At 37.1% G+C, this 19,202-nt stretch carries 21 protein-coding genes, 1 tRNA gene and 1 pseudogene; 13 read left to right on the forward strand and 10 right to left on the reverse strand.

All coding sequences use genetic code 11. From position 1 onward, the window contains the following. Positions 1 to 47: 47 nt before the first annotated feature. On the reverse strand, positions 48 to 788 hold the full coding sequence (prpE, locus tag BANA01_RS02095) for a bis(5'-nucleosyl)-tetraphosphatase PrpE (protein WP_063251437.1): 741 nt from the start codon (positions 786 to 788) through the stop codon (positions 48 to 50). Positions 789 to 864: 76 nt separating this feature from the next. On the opposite strand from prpE, the gene BANA01_RS02100 reads away from it, so the two are divergent. The 3 genes from BANA01_RS02100 to BANA01_RS02110 all read left to right on the forward strand — a co-directional run bounded on the left by BANA01_RS02100 (position 865) and on the right by BANA01_RS02110 (position 4,196). After that, positions 865 to 2,712, forward strand: coding sequence for a monovalent cation:proton antiporter family protein (locus tag BANA01_RS02100; RefSeq protein ID WP_063251438.1), 1,848 nt, complete (start codon positions 865 to 867; stop codon positions 2,710 to 2,712). A gap of 103 nt (positions 2,713 to 2,815) precedes the next feature. Continuing rightward, positions 2,816 to 3,586: an enoyl-ACP reductase FabI gene (gene fabI / locus BANA01_RS02105; protein ID WP_063251439.1), complete on the forward strand. Its 771-nt coding sequence runs from the start codon at positions 2,816 to 2,818 to the stop codon at positions 3,584 to 3,586. Between the two features lie 112 nt (positions 3,587 to 3,698). Further along, complete coding sequence (locus tag BANA01_RS02110; protein WP_063251440.1) at positions 3,699 to 4,196, forward strand: CotO family spore coat protein; 498 nt, start codon at positions 3,699 to 3,701, stop codon at positions 4,194 to 4,196. A gap of 50 nt (positions 4,197 to 4,246) precedes the next feature. On the opposite strand, the gene BANA01_RS02115 is transcribed toward BANA01_RS02110, so the two are convergent. After that, complete coding sequence (locus BANA01_RS02115; RefSeq protein WP_063251441.1) at positions 4,247 to 4,756, reverse strand: CotY/CotZ family spore coat protein; 510 nt, start codon at positions 4,754 to 4,756, stop codon at positions 4,247 to 4,249. Between the two features lie 126 nt (positions 4,757 to 4,882). Here BANA01_RS02115 and BANA01_RS02120 point away from each other — a divergent pair, with 126 nt between their 5' ends. The 7 genes from BANA01_RS02120 (at position 4,883) to spoVIF (ending at position 8,525) form a co-directional block, all read left to right on the forward strand. Further along, the gene (locus tag BANA01_RS02120) at positions 4,883 to 5,233 is read left to right on the forward strand and encodes a DUF1360 domain-containing protein (protein WP_063251442.1); all 351 of its coding nucleotides are present in this window, start codon (positions 4,883 to 4,885) and stop codon (positions 5,231 to 5,233) included. A 341-nt stretch (positions 5,234 to 5,574) separates the two neighbouring features. Next, complete coding sequence (locus BANA01_RS02125) at positions 5,575 to 6,042, forward strand: YhcN/YlaJ family sporulation lipoprotein (RefSeq protein WP_063251443.1); 468 nt, start codon at positions 5,575 to 5,577, stop codon at positions 6,040 to 6,042. Positions 6,043 to 6,060: 18 nt separating this feature from the next. Next, positions 6,061 to 6,537, forward strand: coding sequence for a stage V sporulation protein AC (spoVAC, locus tag BANA01_RS02130; RefSeq protein ID WP_063251444.1), 477 nt, complete (start codon positions 6,061 to 6,063; stop codon positions 6,535 to 6,537). After that, positions 6,538 to 7,563, forward strand: coding sequence for a stage V sporulation protein AD (gene spoVAD / locus BANA01_RS02135; protein ID WP_063251445.1), 1,026 nt, complete (start codon positions 6,538 to 6,540; stop codon positions 7,561 to 7,563). Positions 7,564 to 7,566: 3 nt separating this feature from the next. Beyond that, positions 7,567 to 7,923, forward strand: coding sequence for a stage V sporulation protein AE (gene spoVAE / locus BANA01_RS02140; RefSeq protein WP_063251446.1), 357 nt, complete (start codon positions 7,567 to 7,569; stop codon positions 7,921 to 7,923). Positions 7,924 to 8,018: 95 nt separating this feature from the next. Beyond that, on the forward strand, positions 8,019 to 8,135 hold the full coding sequence (locus BANA01_RS28975; RefSeq protein ID WP_082799360.1) for a YjcZ family sporulation protein: 117 nt from the start codon (positions 8,019 to 8,021) through the stop codon (positions 8,133 to 8,135). 135 nt (positions 8,136 to 8,270) lie between these two features. Next, on the forward strand, positions 8,271 to 8,525 hold the full coding sequence (gene spoVIF / locus BANA01_RS02145) for a sporulation-specific transcription regulator SpoVIF (RefSeq protein ID WP_063251447.1): 255 nt from the start codon (positions 8,271 to 8,273) through the stop codon (positions 8,523 to 8,525). Positions 8,526 to 8,621: 96 nt separating this feature from the next. On the opposite strand, the gene BANA01_RS02150 is transcribed toward spoVIF, so the two are convergent. From BANA01_RS02150 to BANA01_RS02170, 5 genes are all read right to left on the reverse strand, one after another. Continuing rightward, a complete protein-coding gene (locus BANA01_RS02150; protein WP_063251448.1) occupies positions 8,622 to 10,910 on the reverse strand; it encodes a UvrD-helicase domain-containing protein in 2,289 nt (762 codons plus the stop codon). 124 nt (positions 10,911 to 11,034) lie between these two features. Continuing rightward, complete coding sequence (locus tag BANA01_RS02155; protein WP_063251449.1) at positions 11,035 to 11,460, reverse strand: GNAT family N-acetyltransferase; 426 nt, start codon at positions 11,458 to 11,460, stop codon at positions 11,035 to 11,037. Between the two features lie 6 nt (positions 11,461 to 11,466). After that, on the reverse strand, positions 11,467 to 11,979 hold the full coding sequence (locus tag BANA01_RS02160) for a YjcG family protein (RefSeq protein ID WP_063251450.1): 513 nt from the start codon (positions 11,977 to 11,979) through the stop codon (positions 11,467 to 11,469). Between the two features lie 101 nt (positions 11,980 to 12,080). Next, entirely contained in the window at positions 12,081 to 12,803 is a 723-nt protein-coding gene (locus BANA01_RS02165) for an alpha/beta hydrolase (RefSeq protein WP_063251451.1), read from the reverse strand. A 91-nt stretch (positions 12,804 to 12,894) separates the two neighbouring features. Beyond that, a complete protein-coding gene (locus BANA01_RS02170) occupies positions 12,895 to 13,119 on the reverse strand; it encodes a hypothetical protein (RefSeq protein ID WP_063251452.1) in 225 nt (74 codons plus the stop codon). 147 nt (positions 13,120 to 13,266) lie between these two features. On the opposite strand from BANA01_RS02170, the gene BANA01_RS02175 reads away from it, so the two are divergent. Beyond that, positions 13,267 to 13,339, forward strand: a tRNA-Val gene (locus tag BANA01_RS02175). A gap of 240 nt (positions 13,340 to 13,579) precedes the next feature. Here BANA01_RS02175 and BANA01_RS02180 read toward each other — a convergent pair. Next, entirely contained in the window at positions 13,580 to 14,281 is a 702-nt protein-coding gene (locus BANA01_RS02180) for a response regulator (protein WP_063251453.1), read from the reverse strand. A 112-nt stretch (positions 14,282 to 14,393) separates the two neighbouring features. Further along, on the reverse strand, positions 14,394 to 15,311 hold the full coding sequence (locus tag BANA01_RS02185) for a c-type cytochrome (RefSeq protein WP_063251454.1): 918 nt from the start codon (positions 15,309 to 15,311) through the stop codon (positions 14,394 to 14,396). A gap of 315 nt (positions 15,312 to 15,626) precedes the next feature. On the opposite strand from BANA01_RS02185, the gene BANA01_RS02190 reads away from it, so the two are divergent. Beyond that, positions 15,627 to 16,013 (forward strand): YidH family protein, encoded by a 387-nt coding sequence (locus tag BANA01_RS02190; protein ID WP_063251455.1) that lies wholly within the window; start codon positions 15,627 to 15,629, stop codon positions 16,011 to 16,013. Positions 16,014 to 16,234: 221 nt separating this feature from the next. Next, a pseudogene (locus tag BANA01_RS02195) lies at positions 16,235 to 18,188 on the forward strand (CoA-disulfide reductase). A gap of 573 nt (positions 18,189 to 18,761) precedes the next feature. On the opposite strand, the gene BANA01_RS02200 reads toward BANA01_RS02195, so the two are convergent. Then, entirely contained in the window at positions 18,762 to 19,136 is a 375-nt protein-coding gene (locus tag BANA01_RS02200) for a rhodanese-like domain-containing protein (protein ID WP_063251456.1), read from the reverse strand. Positions 19,137 to 19,202: the final 66 nt, after the last annotated feature.

A 19,202-nucleotide genomic window follows, 5' to 3' on the forward strand; every position in this document is an offset into this window, starting at 1 on the left:
ATTTCCTAGGAAATTTGTCGATGTACTTAGGAGTATTTTCCCTATTTTTAATCAAAGTCTTTAAACTTCTCCTTAATATATGGCATAGTAGAATCTACAGAAACGATTTCCAACTCTGGATATCGAAGCGCCGTTAACTTACCGCCAAAAACAGCTCCAGTATCAATGTTATATGTATTATTGATTACTCTAGGTTCTTTCACTGGGGTATGCCCATATACGATAATTGCATTGCCTGTGTATTGTTTCGCCCAATCCCTTCTAATTGGGGAACCATCAGGATGTTTTTCACCAGTTATATCTCCATAAAGGACAAACGTCTTAACCTTAGAATTTGTTTTGCCGATAAATTCTTCTTTTATTCCAGCGTGAGCGATAACTAACTTACTTTTATCTAATACTAGGTGGAGCGGGGATTTTTCATAAAGGTCGACAAATTTATTTCGAATCGATTGCTGATCTTTTTTTTGTAATGACTTATATTCTGCTACGGTCGTTTCTAGTCCATGTGTTTCCTGGACTTTATTCCCAATGAAATAACGATAAAGCTTATTGCAATGGTTCCCTGGTGTATAAAATGCCTGTTGCTGTTCAATTACAAGCCGCCAGACTATTTCAGCAACTTTTAATGAAGATGGACCGCGGTCCGTTAAATCTCCAACAAAGGCTAAACGTCTGTTTTGTGGATGGATTGGGATTCCATCCTTCCATTGGTAACCGCATTTTTTTGTTAAGGCTTCAAATTCTGGTAAACAGCCATGTATATCACCGATGATATCAATTTTCATAGAAATGATTCCCCCTTTATCTTTATTTTTTGTTAATGTAGTAATTTTTATAAATAGAAATCAAGGAGGACGATATATGGAACAGCATGCTTCCGTAATCTCTTTATTAGTGGTCGTGACAGTGGCATTTGTAACCCCAATTCTACTTCACAGGTTAAGGTTAAACTTTATCCCTGTTGTGGTTGCCGAAATCATTATGGGGCTTGTGATTGGTAAAAGTGGTTTTAATGTGGTTCATGAGGATATGTGGTTATCAACTCTTTCTACCCTGGGATTTATTTTCTTGATGTTTCTCAGCGGATTAGAAATTGATTTCACTGCTTTCACAGGTAGCAAGAAACCTGCCACGTTGCCTAGTGGTAAAAAAGAACCGAATACCTTCATGGTGTCATCTATAATTTTTGCAGGTATCTTTATTTTTTCATTAGGTTTATCCTATTTGTTCGTCTATGCTGGGTTTATTGAAAATGCCTTTTTAATGACACTTATTATATCAACGATTTCTCTAGGAGTCGTTGTGCCAACTTTAAAAGAAGCACATCTTATGAAGACAAATATTGGTCAAATTATCTTATTAGTTGCCGTTGTGGCAGATTTAGTGACCATGATTCTTTTGGCCATCTTTGTATCTATCTATGACCCAGGACAGGGGAATACATGGTTGTTACTGATTTTGTTTGCAGCCGGAGTGGTCTTGTATTTTGTGGGTAAACGGTTTAAAAATCGCCCTTTACTAGAATCCCTGTCAAAAGGGACCGTACAAATTGGTACTCGTGCTGTTTTTATGCTTATTATTGTGTTAGTAGGTCTTTCTGAATCGGTAGGGGCAGAAAATATTCTAGGAGCCTTTTTAGCCGGTGTTCTCGTATCACTTCTATCACCAAATCAAGAACTGGTCCATAAACTAGACTCCTTTGGTTATGGGTTCCTAATCCCAATCTTTTTCGTAATGATTGGTGTAGAACTAGATATTTGGTCACTTTTTGCAGATAAAAAGCTATTATTATTAATTCCATTATTATTAGTAGGCCTATTACTTTCAAAGCTTGTACCGGTTTATTTACTGAAATTCTGGTACGATACAAAGACGGTACTGGCTTCAGGTTTTTTACTTACTTCTACTCTATCTTTAGTTATTGCCGCAGCTACGATTGGGGAGCGTATGAAGGTAATCACACCTGAAATGAGTGGAACACTGATTCTAGTTGCTGTCATAACTTCTATTTTTACACCGATAGCCTTTAAAAAATTATTCCCAATTGAAGTGGCAGCACACCCAAAAGTAAGAATTGCCTTTTTAGGGGCAAACCAAGTAACACTGCCTGTATCACGGGAACTAAAATCGGGTCTATATGAACCGGTATTATATCATACGAAAATGGAAAAATCCGATAAAATGATCTCAAATTCATTATTTGATATAGTTGAGATATTTGATTACTCGTTAGAAACAATGGAAAAAAATAATATTTTTCAAAATGACATCATTGTTATTTCTACCGGACATGAAAAGACAAACGCTGATTTAGCAATTAAAGCGAAGGAAATGGGTGTATCGAGAGTAATCGCGCGTATTGAAGGACCCGAGCTAGAGCAAAGCCTGAGAGAAAAGGATATTGAGGTTTTCTCATCTTTCATGTCAACCAAAACATTACTTCGGGCCTTAATTGAAGCACCAAGTGTTATTAACATTTTAACAAACCAAGATACATCACTACATGAAATAAGAATGCAAAATGAACATTTTGATGGTATGACATTAAGGAGATTTCCGTTTACAGGAGACGTGATCTTTGTGCGAATTTTCCGGGGCAAGGATTCCATTGTTCCTCACGGAGACACAGAATTACTCTTACATGACCGTTTGATTGTTACTGGATCGAAGGAATATGTGGATGAATTGAAAAGGGAGCTCGAGTTCTAGAGGTTATAAATGCTGCTACTTTTCATTTTTTAGTAAATAGTGTAATATTAGTACCAAGTACTAATAACTAATATAAATGTTCGAGTAGGGGGACTATTTCTAAATGAATCTTTCTTTAGCAGGTAAAACATATGTAGTAATGGGTGTTGCAAATAAACGTAGTATCGCATGGGGAATTGCTCGTTCACTGAACAAGGCAGGAGCTCGATTAATTTTCACTTATGCAGGTGAAAGACTTGAAAGCAGTGTTAGAGAATTGGCGGAATCATTAGAAGCAGAAGGTACACTTGTGCTGCCATGTGATGTAACAAATGATGAAGAAGTGGCTAAGTGCTTTGCTGAAATCAAAGGAGCTGTTGGTACTATCCACGGTATTGCACACTGTATTGCATTTGCAAATAAAGAAGAATTAAATGGAGAATATTTGAATACAACAAGAGAAGGCTTTTTGTTGGCACATAATATTAGTTCCTATTCTTTAACAGCTGTAGCAAAAGAGGCTAGAGGATTAATGACAGAAGGCGGAAGTATCGTCACTCTAACCTATTTAGGCGGAGAAAGAGTTATTCAGAATTATAATGTAATGGGTGTGGCAAAGGCTTCTCTTGACGCAAGCGTACGGTATTTGGCTGAAGATTTAGGCAGGGAAGGTATTCGTGTCAATTCAATCTCAGCTGGTCCAATAAGAACTCTATCAGCAAAAGGTATTAGCGATTTCAATCTTATTACCAAGGTGATTGAAGAGAAAGCGCCATTACGTAGAGCAACAACGCCAGAAGAAGTTGGTGATACAGCACTATTCCTGTTCAGTGATCTTTCTCGTGGTATCACTGGTGAAAATATACATGTTGACTCAGGATTTCACATTTTATAATGATAAAGCCCGCTATTTAAATAGCGGGCTTTTTTGTACCCTAATTTCATGAACGAGTATAGGCAATTTGCATACATATAGAGTGTAGGGCTAGTAAATGGAGGTGAATTGGATGGAGAAAAAGACAAAACGTGGACCGTTACTTTACGTCTCACAGACCTTTTTAGATACACCTGTAAAAAACATGCAGGAAATATTCACAAATAGGCAGGAGGTCCAACTGCCACTAGAGGAACCACATGTTGAAGAGCAAAGCAGCAAGAAAGTTCTTGAGGTCTCACTGGCTAAGACTGACTTACCAAGACAGTCAAAAGTATTAGAAGTAAAACAGGAAGAAAAATCTCAGAGCAATCAGGAGAAAAAGCGCACATTTAATCGTGTAAAAGGCTTTAAGGAAATGAATCTTATGGAGAGGTTAGAATACCTGGACAATTTTCCTAAAGCATTACCGCCTGTTCCATGCGTCTTTTATACTGATGAAAAGAACTACCAAGGCTATTTAGTCGAATACAATGAAAGTGATGTAACCATTCGATTTCCAGATCAAACAACTGAAACCATTCCTTTCAAGAGTTTACAAGATGTTATGATGATTGGAATAAAGCGATAAACAAAAAAAGCCAGCCGGGTTAATCGACTGGCTCATTTTATTAGTAAGTCTTAGTCACAAAGACCAAGGTCTACATCGGCAATACACTGTATTGCACAGAAACAATTTAAATCAACTGTTATACAATCATTGCTTGCTCTGAAGCGGTTAACCTGACAGACTCTTTCAAGGTTAATACAGCATCTGTCTCCGCCTGCAACGAGGTTAACCGGAACAAATCCCCCATTGTCGCTGCGTCCTGGAATGAGGACACGAAGTGTTGCACAGCAGTTATCAAATACATCTTCCACGCGGAAAAAGATTGATACGCAAGCATTGTTTTCACCGCTAAAGAATGCATGGAATGGCGAACCATCAGCGTTTTTTAATACAAATACACGAGTATCAGCACGATCTCTTCTTGCTGGTGACACTAATGTACCAAGCGGTTCTAAGAAACAACTTGGGCAATCCATACATTCATCATTTACAGCATTATCCTGGATGTCTTTAATTGCACGTACTACATCGCAGACGCAACTAGTATTGCTGTGAGAGTCACTATTTCTGCCACAACCCATTAATTACTCCTCCTATTCGTGATGTATATCTTACATTAATAACATATTTAAATAGGACCAATTGGGTAACGGACAAACGCCTTTTTAGATAAAATTAGGCTGATTAAATAGAGAAGGACGGAAATAATGAATATTGACTTTTTAAATTTCACCATATTAGCATTAGCCTCGTTCCGGCTAACTAGGCTTATTGTATTTGACAAAATCACAGAGTTTCTTCGTGCTCCATTTTTTGATGAGATTGAAGAAGAAAATGAAGAGGGGACAATTGAGGTATATTACCTTCCAAAGGGAACGCCAATTAAAAAATTTATTGGGGAGCTGCTTAGCTGTTATTGGTGTACAGGTGTTTGGGTTTCGGGAGTAGTGGTCTGTGGGTACCTGTTTTTGCCCGCTGTTTTTATGCCTATCATCCTTGTGTTTGCTGTGGCAGGTTTAGCTGCATTAGTAGAAACCATTGTTCAGCTTTGGATTTAAGATAAAAATGCTAAATTAGATGTCTGCCCGAGACAAGTTCTTGATTTCTTTCATATCCTAACAGTAGTGATAAGTATGGGAGTGGTGGAAAGTGAATCGAGAAAATAAAAAAACGCAATCAACAAAAAAATCTCAAACAAAAAAACTTACCAAGAAAAAAGGCTGCGGATGCGGCAAAAAAACTCAAAGATAATCGGTAAACTGCCAGTTTTTTAACGGCAGTTTTTTTATGCACAATAGTAACTATACAAAAGTCGTCTTTTCCTTGTCATAATTTCCTTCATTCTCGAAAAAACTACTATGTAGTGATTTCTATAATTTGAGAAAGGGAAGGGAAAGAAATGGTCTACATAATCCGAATAATCATAAGTGTATGTGTAACATTATTGATTTCCTGTAGTCAGGTGCAAACAGAAAAGGACAGCCAATTGGCTCTCATGAAAACGACCAATCCTAACCCGACTGTTACGGAAAAAAATAACGGCCAGGAAAAAGTGGAAAGTATTGAGCGTGAAGTTGAAAGTTTCGACGAGATATATGATGTGGCAGTAGTGAAGGGGAAAAAAGAAACACTTGTTGTTTATAAAGTAAAGCATATGCAGCGTTTTAGAATGAAGCAAATTGAAAAGGACCTTAACAAAATATTGGAAGAGAAACACCCGAAGGAACAATTTACCGTTTCAAGTGACTATAAAATATTTCTAGAGGCAGTAAGGCTAATTGAAAGAAAAGAACATGGAAACCTTTCGGACAAGCAAGCTGAGAACCGGTTAAATGAAATTTTAAAAATGACATCAGATATAAAGTAAGAAAGGGATGGACAGCAAATGGCGAGTAAACAGAAAAAAATGACGCCCCAGCAGCAAAAATATCAGCAGCTTCAACAGAAGCATGAGTTAAAAAGACCTGTTTTAAAGAATTGTATTAAGGCGTTTTGGGTTGGCGGACTGATATGTACAGTTGGTCAAGCAATTAGTTATTTTTATATTTACTACTTTGACTTCACTGAACAAAATGTCGGAAATCCAACCGTTGCGACAATGGTGTTTTTATCCATGCTGCTAACCGGGTTCGGTGTATATGACCGACTAGGACAATTTGCTGGTGCGGGAAGTGCTGTGCCTGTAACCGGATTTGGAAATGCTGTGATATCCGCCGCTATTGAGCACAGAACTGAAGGATTCGTGTTAGGTGTTGGAGGAAATATGTTTAAACTTGCAGGCTCGGTTATTCTTTTCGGGGTGTTCTCTGCTTTTGTTGTTGCGTTAATAAAAACGCTACTTGGAATGTGGGGGGTTTTGTAATTGTTAAAAGGGCAACAATCATGGATTTTTCAAAACAGACCAATGATAGTGGCAACGGGTGTCTCCGGAGGACCTTTTGAGGCGAATGGCAACTTAGCAGATGATTTTGATATTTTACATGAAGATTTATGGATGGGAATGGATTCTTACGAGAAAGCGCAAAGAGTTTTACTTGAAGAGGCGATTACCACTACATTAGAAAAAGCAAGCATGGAAAAAGAGCAAATTGAATTTTTATTTGCTGGGGATTTGATTAACCAAATTACTCCATCTAGCTTTGCAGCTAGGACTATGCAAATCCCTTATTTCGGACTGTTTGGCGCATGCTCCACTTCCATGGAGGGGTTAGCATTAGCATCTTTTGTGGTTAATTACAAAGGAGCACACAATGTGTTAACAGGAGCCTCAAGCCATAATGCTGCAACGGAGAAACAATTCCGTTACCCAACCGAATACGGAGGACAAAAGCCACCTACAGCACAATGGACAGTTACAGGTGCAGGGGTCGGACTGGTAACTCAGAATGTCCCTGGACAACAGCACCCGGTTACCACATCCGCAACAATTGGGAAAGTCATTGACATGGGATTATCTGACCCTTTTAATATGGGTGGAGCTATGGCACCTGCAGCTGCCGATACCATTATGGCCCATTTTCGAGATTTAGAAGTCGATCCTTCCTACTACGATTTGATCATTACTGGTGACTTAGGAAGAATCGGACATGACACCGCCTTTGAGTTAATTAATAAAAGTGGGCTAAAATTAGAACGAGAACAATTTCAAGATTGTGGATTATTAATTTATAAGGATGATCAGCCCGTGCAGTCTGGGGCGAGCGGTGCGGGATGTTCGGCAACGGTTTTATATGGACATTTGCTAAATCAGATGAAAAAGGGAGTATATGAACGGATATTAGTGGTTGCAACTGGTGCATTGTTATCGCCGCTTAGTTTTCAGCAAAAGGAATCAATTCCTTGTATTGCGCATGCGGTGAGTATTGAAATGAATGGAGTGGGAGGGTAATTTATGTTAGCTATGTATTTTTGGGCATTTGTGGTTGGCGGAATCATTTGTGTTATCGGGCAGCTGTTATTTGATGTCGCAAAGCTTACACCTGGACATACCCTGAGCTTACTAGTTGTAATAGGGGCCGTCTTAGATGGTTTTGGTCTATATGAGCCGCTCGTTGACTTTGCAGGTGCAGGTGCTACGATTCCAATTACTAGCTTTGGCAATTCTTTAGTGCACGGTGCTATGCAGGATGCAGAGAAGCATGGTCTGATTGGTGTATTGACTGGCATGTTCCAAGTTACTAGTTCTGGTATCTCAGCGGCCATTGTTTTTGGATTTATCGGTGCATTAATTTTTAAACCAAAAGGTTAAAAAAATTCACAGGTTGTCTGTAGAGAGGCGCCTAGTACACTTTGCAGCTATATCTCATATGTTATTAATGAGACTACGAAGTGAGGTGACACTCTATGTTCTGTGGATATGGCGGCTATGGCTACGGCGGTGGATATGGCGGCGGTTCAACATTTGTTTTAATCGTCGTATTATTCATTCTTTTAATTATCGTCGGTGCAAGCTTTTATTAAAAAAACTGCATAATCGTGCAGGAGAGATGAGGTTGGCCCTTTTAGCGGCCAGCCTTTTCTTTTATCAATTTTTTTCACGTTTTTACTCTTTCTTCATACACTATCAGTAGCCTATGAAGGAGCGTGATATTTACCATGGATAATGGTTTTTTTAAAAATATCGAAAAGAAAACTGGCGTGAATATGAAAGATATTTTTGACTTAGCAAATTCCTTACAAAATGCAAATTTCAAAGATGAAAAAACGGTCCGTAATGTAATTCGCCGTGTTTCACAAATTGCCAACAAACCGGTAGATAAAGCAACAGAAGATAAAATTGTGCAGTCCATTGTTAACGATGGAAAACAACTTGACTTTAATACGATTTCAAAAATGATTAATAAGAAATAAGTGATTCTAAACTTTTCCAGGCAATATATGAAAAAAGCTACAGAAATAACTGAGCAAACAAAAGACCTGTTTCTTTAAAAGGAACAGGTCTTTTTGTTATTTTTTATTGCGTTTCATTAAAGGTGATAAAAATCGTGAAGGGTTAGCCTTTTTGCCTCTGCGATTCTGAGGAACGGACATTAAAAGCTCGTTTTTAGCGCGTGTCATAGCCACATAAAAAAGTCTTCTTTCTTCTTCGAGTGCTCCAAATTCGCCATTTCTAGCGCTGTCTAGAGCGTAATCATGCGGCAGGCTGCCATCAACTGCTCCAATAATATATACATTGTTATATTCTAATCCCTTTGCCCGATGAATCGTACTTAAACTAATCGCATTGGGAAAATGCTTGCTTAAATTTTTAATTTCCTTGTTCATGGCAGACATATGGTCAGTATGAGACAAGAAAGCTTGAATACTTGAAAAGCTTTTGGCAGCAACTTTTAAATCCTTTAAATCATCAGAACCTCTATCTTGCTGATTCGATTCAGTACCTCGTTTTTTCAAAAAATCAAGAAAACCCAAATCCTTTTCAATGGTCTCAATTGAGTTTAAAGGGGAGGCAAATTTCAGTGAGCGGATCAGCTGTACTGCCTTTTTTATTTTCTTTTCTTGAAAAGCATGTTTTGTTTTTAAATGTGACAGTGCCTCAAGATAGGTACAATCATTCAGTATACTCTCAGCTTTTAAATCCTTAAGTACGGTTTGACTTAAAAATAATATAGGTAAAATATCAGCTAATGCCTGATTGTCATCTTCATCCAAGCTTATCTTTAGGAAAGAGAGTACGGATTTTACAATTCTTCGCTCATAAAAAGCCTCAGAATCTAAATCTATTTTAAAAGGTAAGTTCGAACTTGCCAAACGTTCAAACACAGCCCGAGAACCAGCATTCGTCCGATATAAAATCGCAAAATCGGATGGTTTTGCTCCCTGTACAATTTTCTCTTGGATGTCGGTTACAATCATCGTAGCCTCTTCTTCTTCATCATAGGGGAAAAAGAGTATTGGAGACGTCCCAGATTCAAATTGTGCTTTCATTTTCTTAATTCTTCTAACTTTATTCTTTGAAATCATCTCATTGGCTGCAGAGACGATTTCATGAGAGGAGCGGTAATTCTGGTCCAGTGAAACCAATTGTGCAAAGGGAAAGTCTTTTTCAAATGCTAACAGATAACTTGGGTCACTTCCTCTGAATGAATAGATTGATTGGTCATCATCCCCAACAGCACAAACATTTTTATGTTTGCCTGATAGTAGCTTTATTAGTTCATATTGAACCTTATTAATATCTTGAAATTCATCAATCATAAAATACTTAAAGCGATTTTGATAAAGTTCAAGCAGGGACAGGGAACTGCTTAGCAGTTGATAACAGCCAATCAGCATGTCGTCAAAATCAAATAAACCTTTTTGCTTTTTATATTCCTCATATTTTTTGTATAGGAATGCGGTTTTTTCTTCCCAATCACTTTGCGGCTTCACTTCATGAGGGAAAAGAAGCGAATTCTTCCAGAAACCAATCTGTTGAAGTGCTAGATCATAAGCAAATTCCTTTTCAGATAAATCGATTTCCCTGCCTGCTTCTTTCAAAATCTTATCGCGCTGCCATTCCTTCTTTAACAGACGCTCTGCGGACCAATTGCTTCCTTCGTGGAACATGAGGATACGATAAAAAATACTGTGGAAGGTGCCTGTCACCAACTTGTTTATTTGTTCCTTCTTAATCTTAGGGTATGTTAGTAAACGAGTTTTCATTTCTCCAGCAGCTTTTGAGGTAAAGGTAACGAGCATAATCGTGCCCGGATCAATTTTTTTAACATCCAGCATATAAGCAGTACGTGCTGTAAGTACTCGCGTTTTACCGCTGCCAGCACCAGCAAGAACGAGTAATGATCCTTCTGTTTCCACGACTGCCGCTGCTTGGCTTATATCAAGTATGACTTCATTTGCTGCCAGTTCTTTTAAATAGGAATCATGTTCCAATTTGGTTGCAGTTGTAGTTTTTTTTAATGGAATGGAGCATTCGATTGTTTTGGCTGGACGGAATAGGCTTGTGTTTTTTGCAGTTTCAATAATCGTTCTTCCTTGGGGAATACGGAATCCATTCCGTTCGACAATATCAGGTTCGAATTCATCTTCGATTACTGGTTCCGGGCATATATGTTCCGGAGATTTTATATGATAAAAATAGGGTTCTTTCTGGATGCCGAGAAATAACCGGACTTTTTCATTACAAACAGGACAAGATAACTCGCCGTTTTTTCCATGTAAATATAGAAGTTGATATTTTTCCCTCGCTAATTTGTCAAGAATAATCTTTTGGTTTTTGTGCATAGCAGATTTCATTTTTTAGCCTCTTTTTTTAAAAATACGACAAACTCTATGATAACAAAACCTGCTAATATCGAAAAGTGCCCTTGTATTTGAGAAATGAAAAAAAGCACTTGCCGCTAAGGGCAAATGCTTGGAATTAAATTTTTTTTATCATGGTCTTATGTGGAATTCCTGCGTCTAAAAATTCCTCTGAAACTACCTCATATCCAAGGTTAGCGTAGAAAGGGATAGCATGCGTTTGAGCGTTTAACTTTAACTTATGTTGTCCTTCTTTTAGAGCATAAGCTTCAATTTCTCTCATTATTGCTTTTCCAGATCCAGTATTTCTAGCTTCCTTTAATACGCAAATTCGTTCAACCTTTCCGTAACCATCCACGACACGATAGCGGCCAGCTGCAACCGGTGCACCTTGCTGATGGTAAGAAACGAAATGGACTGCCTCTTCCTCAAATTGATCGATTTCCTCTTCTTCAGGGACATTTTGTTCGTCGATAAAAACGATTCTTCTGACAGAGAAGGCATCTTGTATTTCTTTTTCATTTTCACAAACTTTTACATTCACAGTTGATTATTCCTTTCCTAGGCGAAATGTTTCATATACCGTCCAAGAACCATTTTCTAGTTGGTATAGTAAATGGAATCGGTCAATAGTCTCTTCGTGGTCATATCCCTTCATCCTTAGTGAGCCATAAACATCTGAATGTTCATCATTCGATAGTTTTTGTCCAATGGTAATATGCGGCACGAATGCGTATTCTAAATTTTGCTCACTAAATTCTTGATTGATTTCATGGTGTAATTTTTTTAATTCTTCAGTTGGTTCTACTTTAAAGTAGATTACATTATTTACCGGCTGAAAAGAGCTGATTTTTCTGGTTTTTAAGGTAAAAGCACTGGTATTACTTGCAATTTTTCTTAACTTTTCCGCAAAATGAATGACTTCTTGTTCTGTTGCTTCAAAAGCATTTTTTAATGTTAAATGCGGAGTAATGAGTGAATAATGCGGGTCATAACGCTTACGATAGGAATTCGCTAAATCTTGTAGTTTTTTTGATGGGAATATAACAACCCCAAATTTCATATGTTTAACCTCCAGATTACAAGAATTTTTCTGTAATTAATCGGTGCAGTCATGGACCTTCCTGATATTATAGCAAATATTCAAAAAATATGAAATCACCTTTAAAACATCCTCTTTATGGCTCTCTTCAAATCCGGCTGCCAATATGTCCATGTATGGCTGCCATCAAATTCATCGTAAAAGTATGTAAATGCTTTGTCATAAAAAATAGATGAAAGCTTGCGATTTGGACTAAGGAAGTCACTCATCTTACCATTAGAGGTTTGAACATCTGTTTCCTGATTGCCAACAATGTGATAGATTTCTATAAGTTCAGTTTCTTTAAAGCTGTTAACCATATCCAGGACCTTTTCATTTACAAATGGTGATTGCAAAAGAACTTTTCCAAAACTGTGCGGGTAATGGAGGGCGGTCATTAAAGAAACAGTTGCTCCCAGTGAGTCACCGATTAACGCTCTTGTAGACCCCATATGGTAGGTTGGAAACTCCTGATCCAGGAATGGAACTAATTCATGTGCTAGAAAACGAATATACTGCTGATTTTGATCACCATCAGGGTGGTATTTTCTGCGGCGATCACCTACATCTTTATAGGGTATCCCAACAATGATTAAATTTTCAATTTCTCGTTTAAAAAGGTACTCATCTGCTAATCGACCTAGTTTACCAAGTTGAAAATAATCTCTGCCATCCTGGGCGATTAAAAGTGAGTACTTATATAATGGTGAGAAATTGGCTGGCAAATAGATGAGAAGAAGGACATCCTCTCCCAGCTCATTACTTTTAATTGTATATTCTTTTATCGTGCCTTTTGGTATCTCCATGCGACAATTCCCCCAATGTTCGATAGATACACATGCATTTTATCATAACTATGTTGGGAATGCTCAAGAGGAAGGAAATAGGAGTGTTGGATTAGTGTAGGAAGGGATCATTGGAGCGAGAATTTGGCATTAAGGATAAAATGTTTTCCCGGCGAAAGGTTCGCATTTGTTTACGAAGCAGGCAATAAGCACGAATGTAGTCATCATTGACTTCTTTTACAAGTAGTCTACGCTGTGAGATTTTTTGGTCTTGGGAAAGATAAATCATCTCTAAGGGAATATTATCCTCTATAGAACGTAATAAAAGCCCATCCATGTCTATACCGCCTTTCTGCTATCTTATACTTTTATTATATACGAACGTTAGTTCTTTTATTCGGAGGGAATCAGAAATATTGTTCTTTTTTAAAACTATTGACTTTTTATGAGTTTTTACTATAATTATATTTGTAGCTTAATAAGAGATCTGTTAGCTCAGCTGGGAGAGCGCAACCTTGACAGGGTTGAGGTCGGGGGTTCGAACCCCTCACAGGTCATATTTAAAAACCTAACATTTATAGAAATGTTAGGTTTTTTGTACTGTTCGATGTGTGTCTAATAGAAAATTAGGAGACAAACCTGGTGATATTAGAGTCGAACGAGAAATTAAAGAATTGACATTTTCTGGTTATTGTTATATTGGACGGGTATGGTACTGTCTAAGTGGATGAAGAAGACTAACACGCAAATTGAATTTCTCCTAGGTTATATTGCATTATAAATACGAAGAATCCGCCTCAATTCTCCGTACTAAATTTATATCCAATCCCTCTTAGTGTCACAATAAAAGGATAGTCTGTATATTCGGCGATTTTTTCTCGTAGATGTTTGATGTGGACATCTATTGTTCTTTCATTAATGACCTTTTCACTATTTTTATATATGGTGTTGATAATTTGTTCTCTTGAAAAAATTTGGTCGGGGTGTGTAAAAAATAAATAGAGCAGCCTATACTCGAAGTGGGTTAAATCTAATATTTCATCATGGAACCTCACTATGCCCTTTAATGGTTTAATAGTTAATCCCTTATAACTAAGCTTACTACAACGGTTGGCAGTTCTTCGTAATACTGTTTCAATTCTAATAGATAGTTCTTCTATATTAAAGGGTTTACCTATATAGTCATCTGCTCCTTTTCTTAATCCCTCAATTCGGTCCTGTTCTGTATTTTTTGTTGATAATAGTATAATTGGAACATTGCTGTCCAATTCATAGCGCATCCACCAACAAATATCTAGACCAAACGTATCAGGGAGCTCCGTCTCCAACAAAACAAAACAAGGATCATATTTCAAGTACGATTCACGAGCTTCCTTCCCATCTTTTGCTTCCAGTATTTCAAAACCTTGCCGGGTCAGGTGAAACCGAATGACTGCTCTACTTTCATTATTATTATCTACGATTAAAATGGTTTTACCTCTTAATTTTCTATCTTCCATCTAGATAACCCCCTTCCTCATTATACCGATTAACAAGTGAGGTTTTCACAATAGGATATGTAAATTTAACGAATAAAAAAGCCCGCTTTAACACGGGCCACATTACAGTTATCTATTTTTTTTCGGCCAATGTTTCGTAGGCTGCGTCATCTGGTGCATCTCCTTTTGGCCAGTCATAAATTTTATCAGGGAAATCTGGTCTTGCCATTGAGTTAATATATGCCGCAATGTTCATTGCTTCCTGGTCTGTAAAAGAACCTGGTTCATAACCACCGGTAGCTACTTTTGGCATATATTCTTTAATAAATCCTCCCGCTGTTCTGATTCGCGCCATACCTGCACCAATGTTGTAGGATTTATCACCCCAAAGAGCAAGCCCTGTTCCATCTCCAGATCCATCTTCCCCATGACATGTAATACATGCCTTATTATAAAGTTCTCTTCCTTCATCAATATTAATGGCTGATAAATCTCCTTCAGCCTTTGATAATTTAGCCCATGGCCGTTCGATTGTCCCATCTGGAACATTGGTTGAAATATAAGTATAATAGGCAACCATTGCTTTCATTTCTTTACTGTCTGGTGGAAGGGGGGTTCCATTCATACTTCTTTTAAAACAGCCATTAATTCGTTCTTGTAGAGTTACTTCTCTTCCAGCCCTAGGATTATATTGTGGATATGTCTTTGAAATTCCTACAAGGTCTAACGAAGAATCCACACCACCATTTGCATGACAGCTTGCACAGCTTAGTGTATTACCTACATATCCATCAAGAAGGGTACTTGTTTGATTATGGAGATTTTCTCCAAGTTTGATTAACTCCCCTTCGTCACCTGTGGGAACTTCATCCATGCTTGGAGGTAGATAGGGATGATCCGATTTTTCAACATGTGCCGAAGCAGTCTTGTCTGTTGAAGATTTCACTGCAGGTTGCTTGTTTGGATCGAGAATAAACAAAAAGAATACACTAAATCCGAATACAATTGTCAATATAATTGCTAGAACAGAAGAAATAAAAAGCCTGTTCATTTTAAGCACCTCTCCATATCGGGGAAGCTTCTCCTAAAAGAAGACTAACCGAAATATTTTATACACCCATTATCAAAAATGAATGTTAAGATTCGGTTAATTAATATTGAGCGTTTCGTGAACATATGCTTTCAAGTTATAATGCTGTGAATTGGGAGAGTAAGGAAAGGTTTGTCGGATTCTCTAGGAGCCATATATCCACAAAAAAGCCACTAGAGCTCCAAGGATATCAGGCTATCGTCTATATTGAGGTATAAAGAGGATGGATATAAGGGTATAGAAGAAAGGAAAGCCTAAATTAAGGAGGAGACAGCAATGAGTATTGGGAAAGAAAAAGAAAATGGCAATGTACCAACACTCGATTCGAGGTATATTCAGCAGCATTTAGCAAATGAAAGAACGTTTTTAGCTTGGATTAGAACTGCTATTGCAATCATTGGAGTGGGCTTCTTAGTTACAAATTTACATTTTAATATGAAAGAAAGTCTTTCACCTGTTGGGGATTTACTTGCAAATATGATTGGAATTGCTTCAGTTGGTATCGGAATCATAACAATCATTATGGCAACCGTTGTTTATCTAATAAAAATCAATACGATTAATAACCAAACATATACAGCATCAAAAAAATATATTATTACTCTTAGTGTATTTATAATTGTTATTGCCTTATTATTTGGTTCATATTTCTTACTAATATAATATAAATTTTCATATTCTATAGGGAACTGAACTATAGAATGATAGGTTAATTAATGGTTCACAGTAATTATGAAGGAATTGTGAACAAATTAAATAGAGTCTTTACATTATTTTTTTGCGGTCTATAATACCCATATAGGTATAAACCCTGTAGGGTATATATTGAGATTTATATAAATATATGTGTTTTATAAATAGATACTCAATTTGGAGGAGAATTTATGACTAAGAAAATTATCATTGTTGGTGGAGTTGCGGGTGGGGCGACAGCTGCAGCAAGATTAAGAAGAATCTGTGAAGATGTAGAGATTGTTCTTGTAGAACGTGGAGAACATATATCCTTTGCAAATTGCGGATTACCATATTACATTGGTGAGACTATTAAAGATAGAAGTAAATTATTAGTTCAAACTGTAAGAGGAATGTCGGAAAGATTTAATCTTGATATTCGCAACCTAAGTGAAGTATTGAGCATTAATATAGAAAACAAATACGTTACGATAAAGAATCTACAAAACGGCGAAGTTTATGAAGAATCATATGACAAGTTATTATTATCTCCTGGAGCAAGACCAATCGTTCCACCTATTCCCGGACTAAGTGAAAATACAACTTTGTTTACATTAAGAAATATTCCTGATACAGATAAAATCAAAAACCATGTTGATAACAATAAACCTAAAAAAGCTGTTGTTATCGGTGGTGGATTTATTGGGATAGAAATGGTCGAAAACCTCGTTGATAGAGGAATCGAGGGTAACACTTATTGAAATGGCCAATCAAATTATGGCACCGATTGATTTTGAAATGGCGAGTATTTTACACACTCATTTAAAAGAAAAAGGTGTACACCTTATATTAGAAAATGGTGTCCAATCATTCGCTGAAAAGGGAAAGAAAGTAATCCTATCAGATGGAACAGTAATTCAAACAGATATGACGATTCTTTCAATCGGTGTTAGACCCGAAAATGAATTAGCAAAAACAGCAGGACTGGAATTAGGAGAGCGTGGCGGAATTGTTATAAATGAATACCTTCAAACCTCTAATGAAGATATTTATGCGGTTGGGGATGCTGTGGAAGTTGTCGATTACATTAATGGTACTAAGGCAATGATTCCCCTTGCAGGTCCTGCCAACCGACAAGGACGTATCGCTGCGAATAACATGATGGGTAAAAAAGAGAAGTACGAGGGAACATTAGGTACGTCCATCGCAAAGGTATTTGATTTAACCGTTGCAGCTACAGGAAACAATGAGAAAACATTAAAGCGCTTAGGTGTTAACTACGAGGTTGTTCATATTCATCCAAGTTCACACGCGGGATATTATCCTGGCGCGGCACCAATTGCCTTAAAATTAATCTTTGATAAAGAAACGGGAAAAATCTTCGGTGCTCAGGCATTAGGGGCCGATGGCGCAGACAAGCGAATGGACGTAATTGCGACGGCTATTAAGGGCGGATTAACGGTAGAGGATTTAACGAATTTAGAGTTATCTTATGCACCGCCATTTTCATCAGCAAAAGATCCTGTAAATATGGCAGGTTATGTGGCAACCAATATCATGGAAGGGGAATTAGAACATATTCAATGGCATGAGGTTGACAAAATCGTATCAGAAGGTGGGTTATTAATCGATGTTCGCGAACCAATGGAACGTGAATTTGGTTTTATTGAGGGTTCTATAAATATCTCCCTAAACGGCTTAAGGGATAAATTAGTTGATATCCCAAAAGATAAGACAGTTTATGTAAGCTGCCAGGTAGGTTTAAGAGGATATTTAGCAAGCCGGATTCTTAAAAATAATGGTTACCATGTTAAAAATGTGGATGGTGGTTGGAAAACTTATTCCTCTGTATATGGAAGCAATATAAATAATAATGTTGAGACTAAAACAAACGACCTTGGCGAGACAGAGATCGTAGTTGAAGAAAAAGCCAATGAAATAAATGTAGATTCTGTGGTAGATGTTAGTGGTTTAACATGTCCAATGCCAATTGTTAAGCTTAAAAAAGGCATAGACTTATTGGAAAGTAATCAAGTATTAGAGCTTCATGTGACAGATAGAGGTGCATTGAATGATCTTCCAGCTTGGTCAAAAAATGCAGGACATACGATTTTGAAAACGGAACAAGATGATAAACTCATTAAATTCTGGATTAAAAAGAAATAAGCTAGTCGGTATGCCTATCTCCTTTAGATATAACTGACCGCTATAAACAGCGGTCTGTTGATCTAATCGATAAAAAAGGGGTGACACTCTATTTTTGGGAAAGATATACTATAATTTAATAACTTTCAGTGGATAAAAATAATATAAAAGGCGGTTTATTTGTCATTGTTATGGAGGTAATACAATGGTTAAAATTACACATGCGGCAATAGCTGCGATAACGAAAGAAATACAAGATCTAATTAATAAAGGTAATAAGCCACTTATTCGTTTATCAATGGGCATTGGCTGAGGCGGTCCCCAGTTACGTCTGACTCTGGAAGAGTCAGCTTTAGAAAGTGATGAAATCACAGAAGAAAGTGGTATTAGGTTTTTAGTAAACGAAAGAGACCAGGTTTATTTCAATAATGCAAAGATTGACTATACCAAGTCCTTATTCGGTGGCGGACAATTTGTTGTATTAAAGGTTTAAATTTGAATCATATAAAAATAAATGCCGAGACTTAAATCTCGTTTTATAAAAGGAAGAACCCATTAAAAATACTGGGTTCTTTTCTCTTGTCCTTATTATATTTAATTTTCAATTTCGTAAGACCAGTTATTCATCCCGCCGATCATGTTATAAATATTAGTAAATTTATTATTTATTAATATTTCACTAGCTTGAGTAGAACGATTTCCACTACGGCAAACCACTAGATAGTGTTCTTCCTTTCCTAATTCATTCAATCTAAACTCCAATTCTTGTACTGGAACCAATATTGAATTAGGGATATGACCTTCTTCATACTCTTCAGGGGTGCGAACATCCAATACAACTACTTCGTTGTCGTCAATTAATTGCTTGGCTTCCTCTGAAGTAACATTTCTATATCCTTCTGTACTCACTCCGCATGCAGAAAGGAGTACCACAAGAAATAATGTTAAAAAGTTCGACAATCGTTTCATTTTTATTACCACCTTGTAAAAATGGAATACAATCATAAATCTAATTTTTCTCCTACTTCCATGAGT

The organism is Neobacillus niacini NBRC 15566, from assembly GCF_001591505.1.
Classification (GTDB): Bacteria; Bacillota; Bacilli; order Bacillales; family Cytobacillaceae; genus Neobacillus; species Neobacillus niacini.

Coding starts and splice junctions, on each gene's coding strand:
- BANA01_RS02190 (WP_063251455.1), top strand. CDS start 15,627: ATGAGTATTGGGAAAGAAAAAGAAAATGGCAATGTACCAACACTCGAT.
- prpE (WP_063251437.1), bottom strand. CDS start 788: ATGAAAATTGATATCATCGGTGATATACATGGCTGTTTACCAGAATTT.
- BANA01_RS02120 (WP_063251442.1), top strand. CDS start 4,883: ATGAATATTGACTTTTTAAATTTCACCATATTAGCATTAGCCTCGTTC.
- fabI (WP_063251439.1), top strand. CDS start 2,816: ATGAATCTTTCTTTAGCAGGTAAAACATATGTAGTAATGGGTGTTGCA.
- BANA01_RS02110 (WP_063251440.1), top strand. CDS start 3,699: ATGGAGAAAAAGACAAAACGTGGACCGTTACTTTACGTCTCACAGACC.
- spoVIF (WP_063251447.1), top strand. CDS start 8,271: ATGGATAATGGTTTTTTTAAAAATATCGAAAAGAAAACTGGCGTGAAT.
- BANA01_RS02115 (WP_063251441.1), bottom strand. CDS start 4,756: ATGGGTTGTGGCAGAAATAGTGACTCTCACAGCAATACTAGTTGCGTC.
- BANA01_RS02185 (WP_063251454.1), bottom strand. CDS start 15,311: ATGAACAGGCTTTTTATTTCTTCTGTTCTAGCAATTATATTGACAATT.
- BANA01_RS02170 (WP_063251452.1), bottom strand. CDS start 13,119: ATGGATGGGCTTTTATTACGTTCTATAGAGGATAATATTCCCTTAGAG.
- BANA01_RS02100 (WP_063251438.1), top strand. CDS start 865: ATGGAACAGCATGCTTCCGTAATCTCTTTATTAGTGGTCGTGACAGTG.
- BANA01_RS02165 (WP_063251451.1), bottom strand. CDS start 12,803: ATGGAGATACCAAAAGGCACGATAAAAGAATATACAATTAAAAGTAAT.
- spoVAE (WP_063251446.1), top strand. CDS start 7,567: ATGTTAGCTATGTATTTTTGGGCATTTGTGGTTGGCGGAATCATTTGT.
- BANA01_RS28975 (WP_082799360.1), top strand. CDS start 8,019: ATGTTCTGTGGATATGGCGGCTATGGCTACGGCGGTGGATATGGCGGC.
- BANA01_RS02150 (WP_063251448.1), bottom strand. CDS start 10,910: ATGAAATCTGCTATGCACAAAAACCAAAAGATTATTCTTGACAAATTA.
- BANA01_RS02160 (WP_063251450.1), bottom strand. CDS start 11,979: ATGAAATTTGGGGTTGTTATATTCCCATCAAAAAAACTACAAGATTTA.
- BANA01_RS02125 (WP_063251443.1), top strand. CDS start 5,575: ATGGTCTACATAATCCGAATAATCATAAGTGTATGTGTAACATTATTG.
- BANA01_RS02200 (WP_063251456.1), bottom strand. CDS start 19,136: ATGAAACGATTGTCGAACTTTTTAACATTATTTCTTGTGGTACTCCTT.
- spoVAC (WP_063251444.1), top strand. CDS start 6,061: ATGGCGAGTAAACAGAAAAAAATGACGCCCCAGCAGCAAAAATATCAG.
- BANA01_RS02180 (WP_063251453.1), bottom strand. CDS start 14,281: ATGGAAGATAGAAAATTAAGAGGTAAAACCATTTTAATCGTAGATAAT.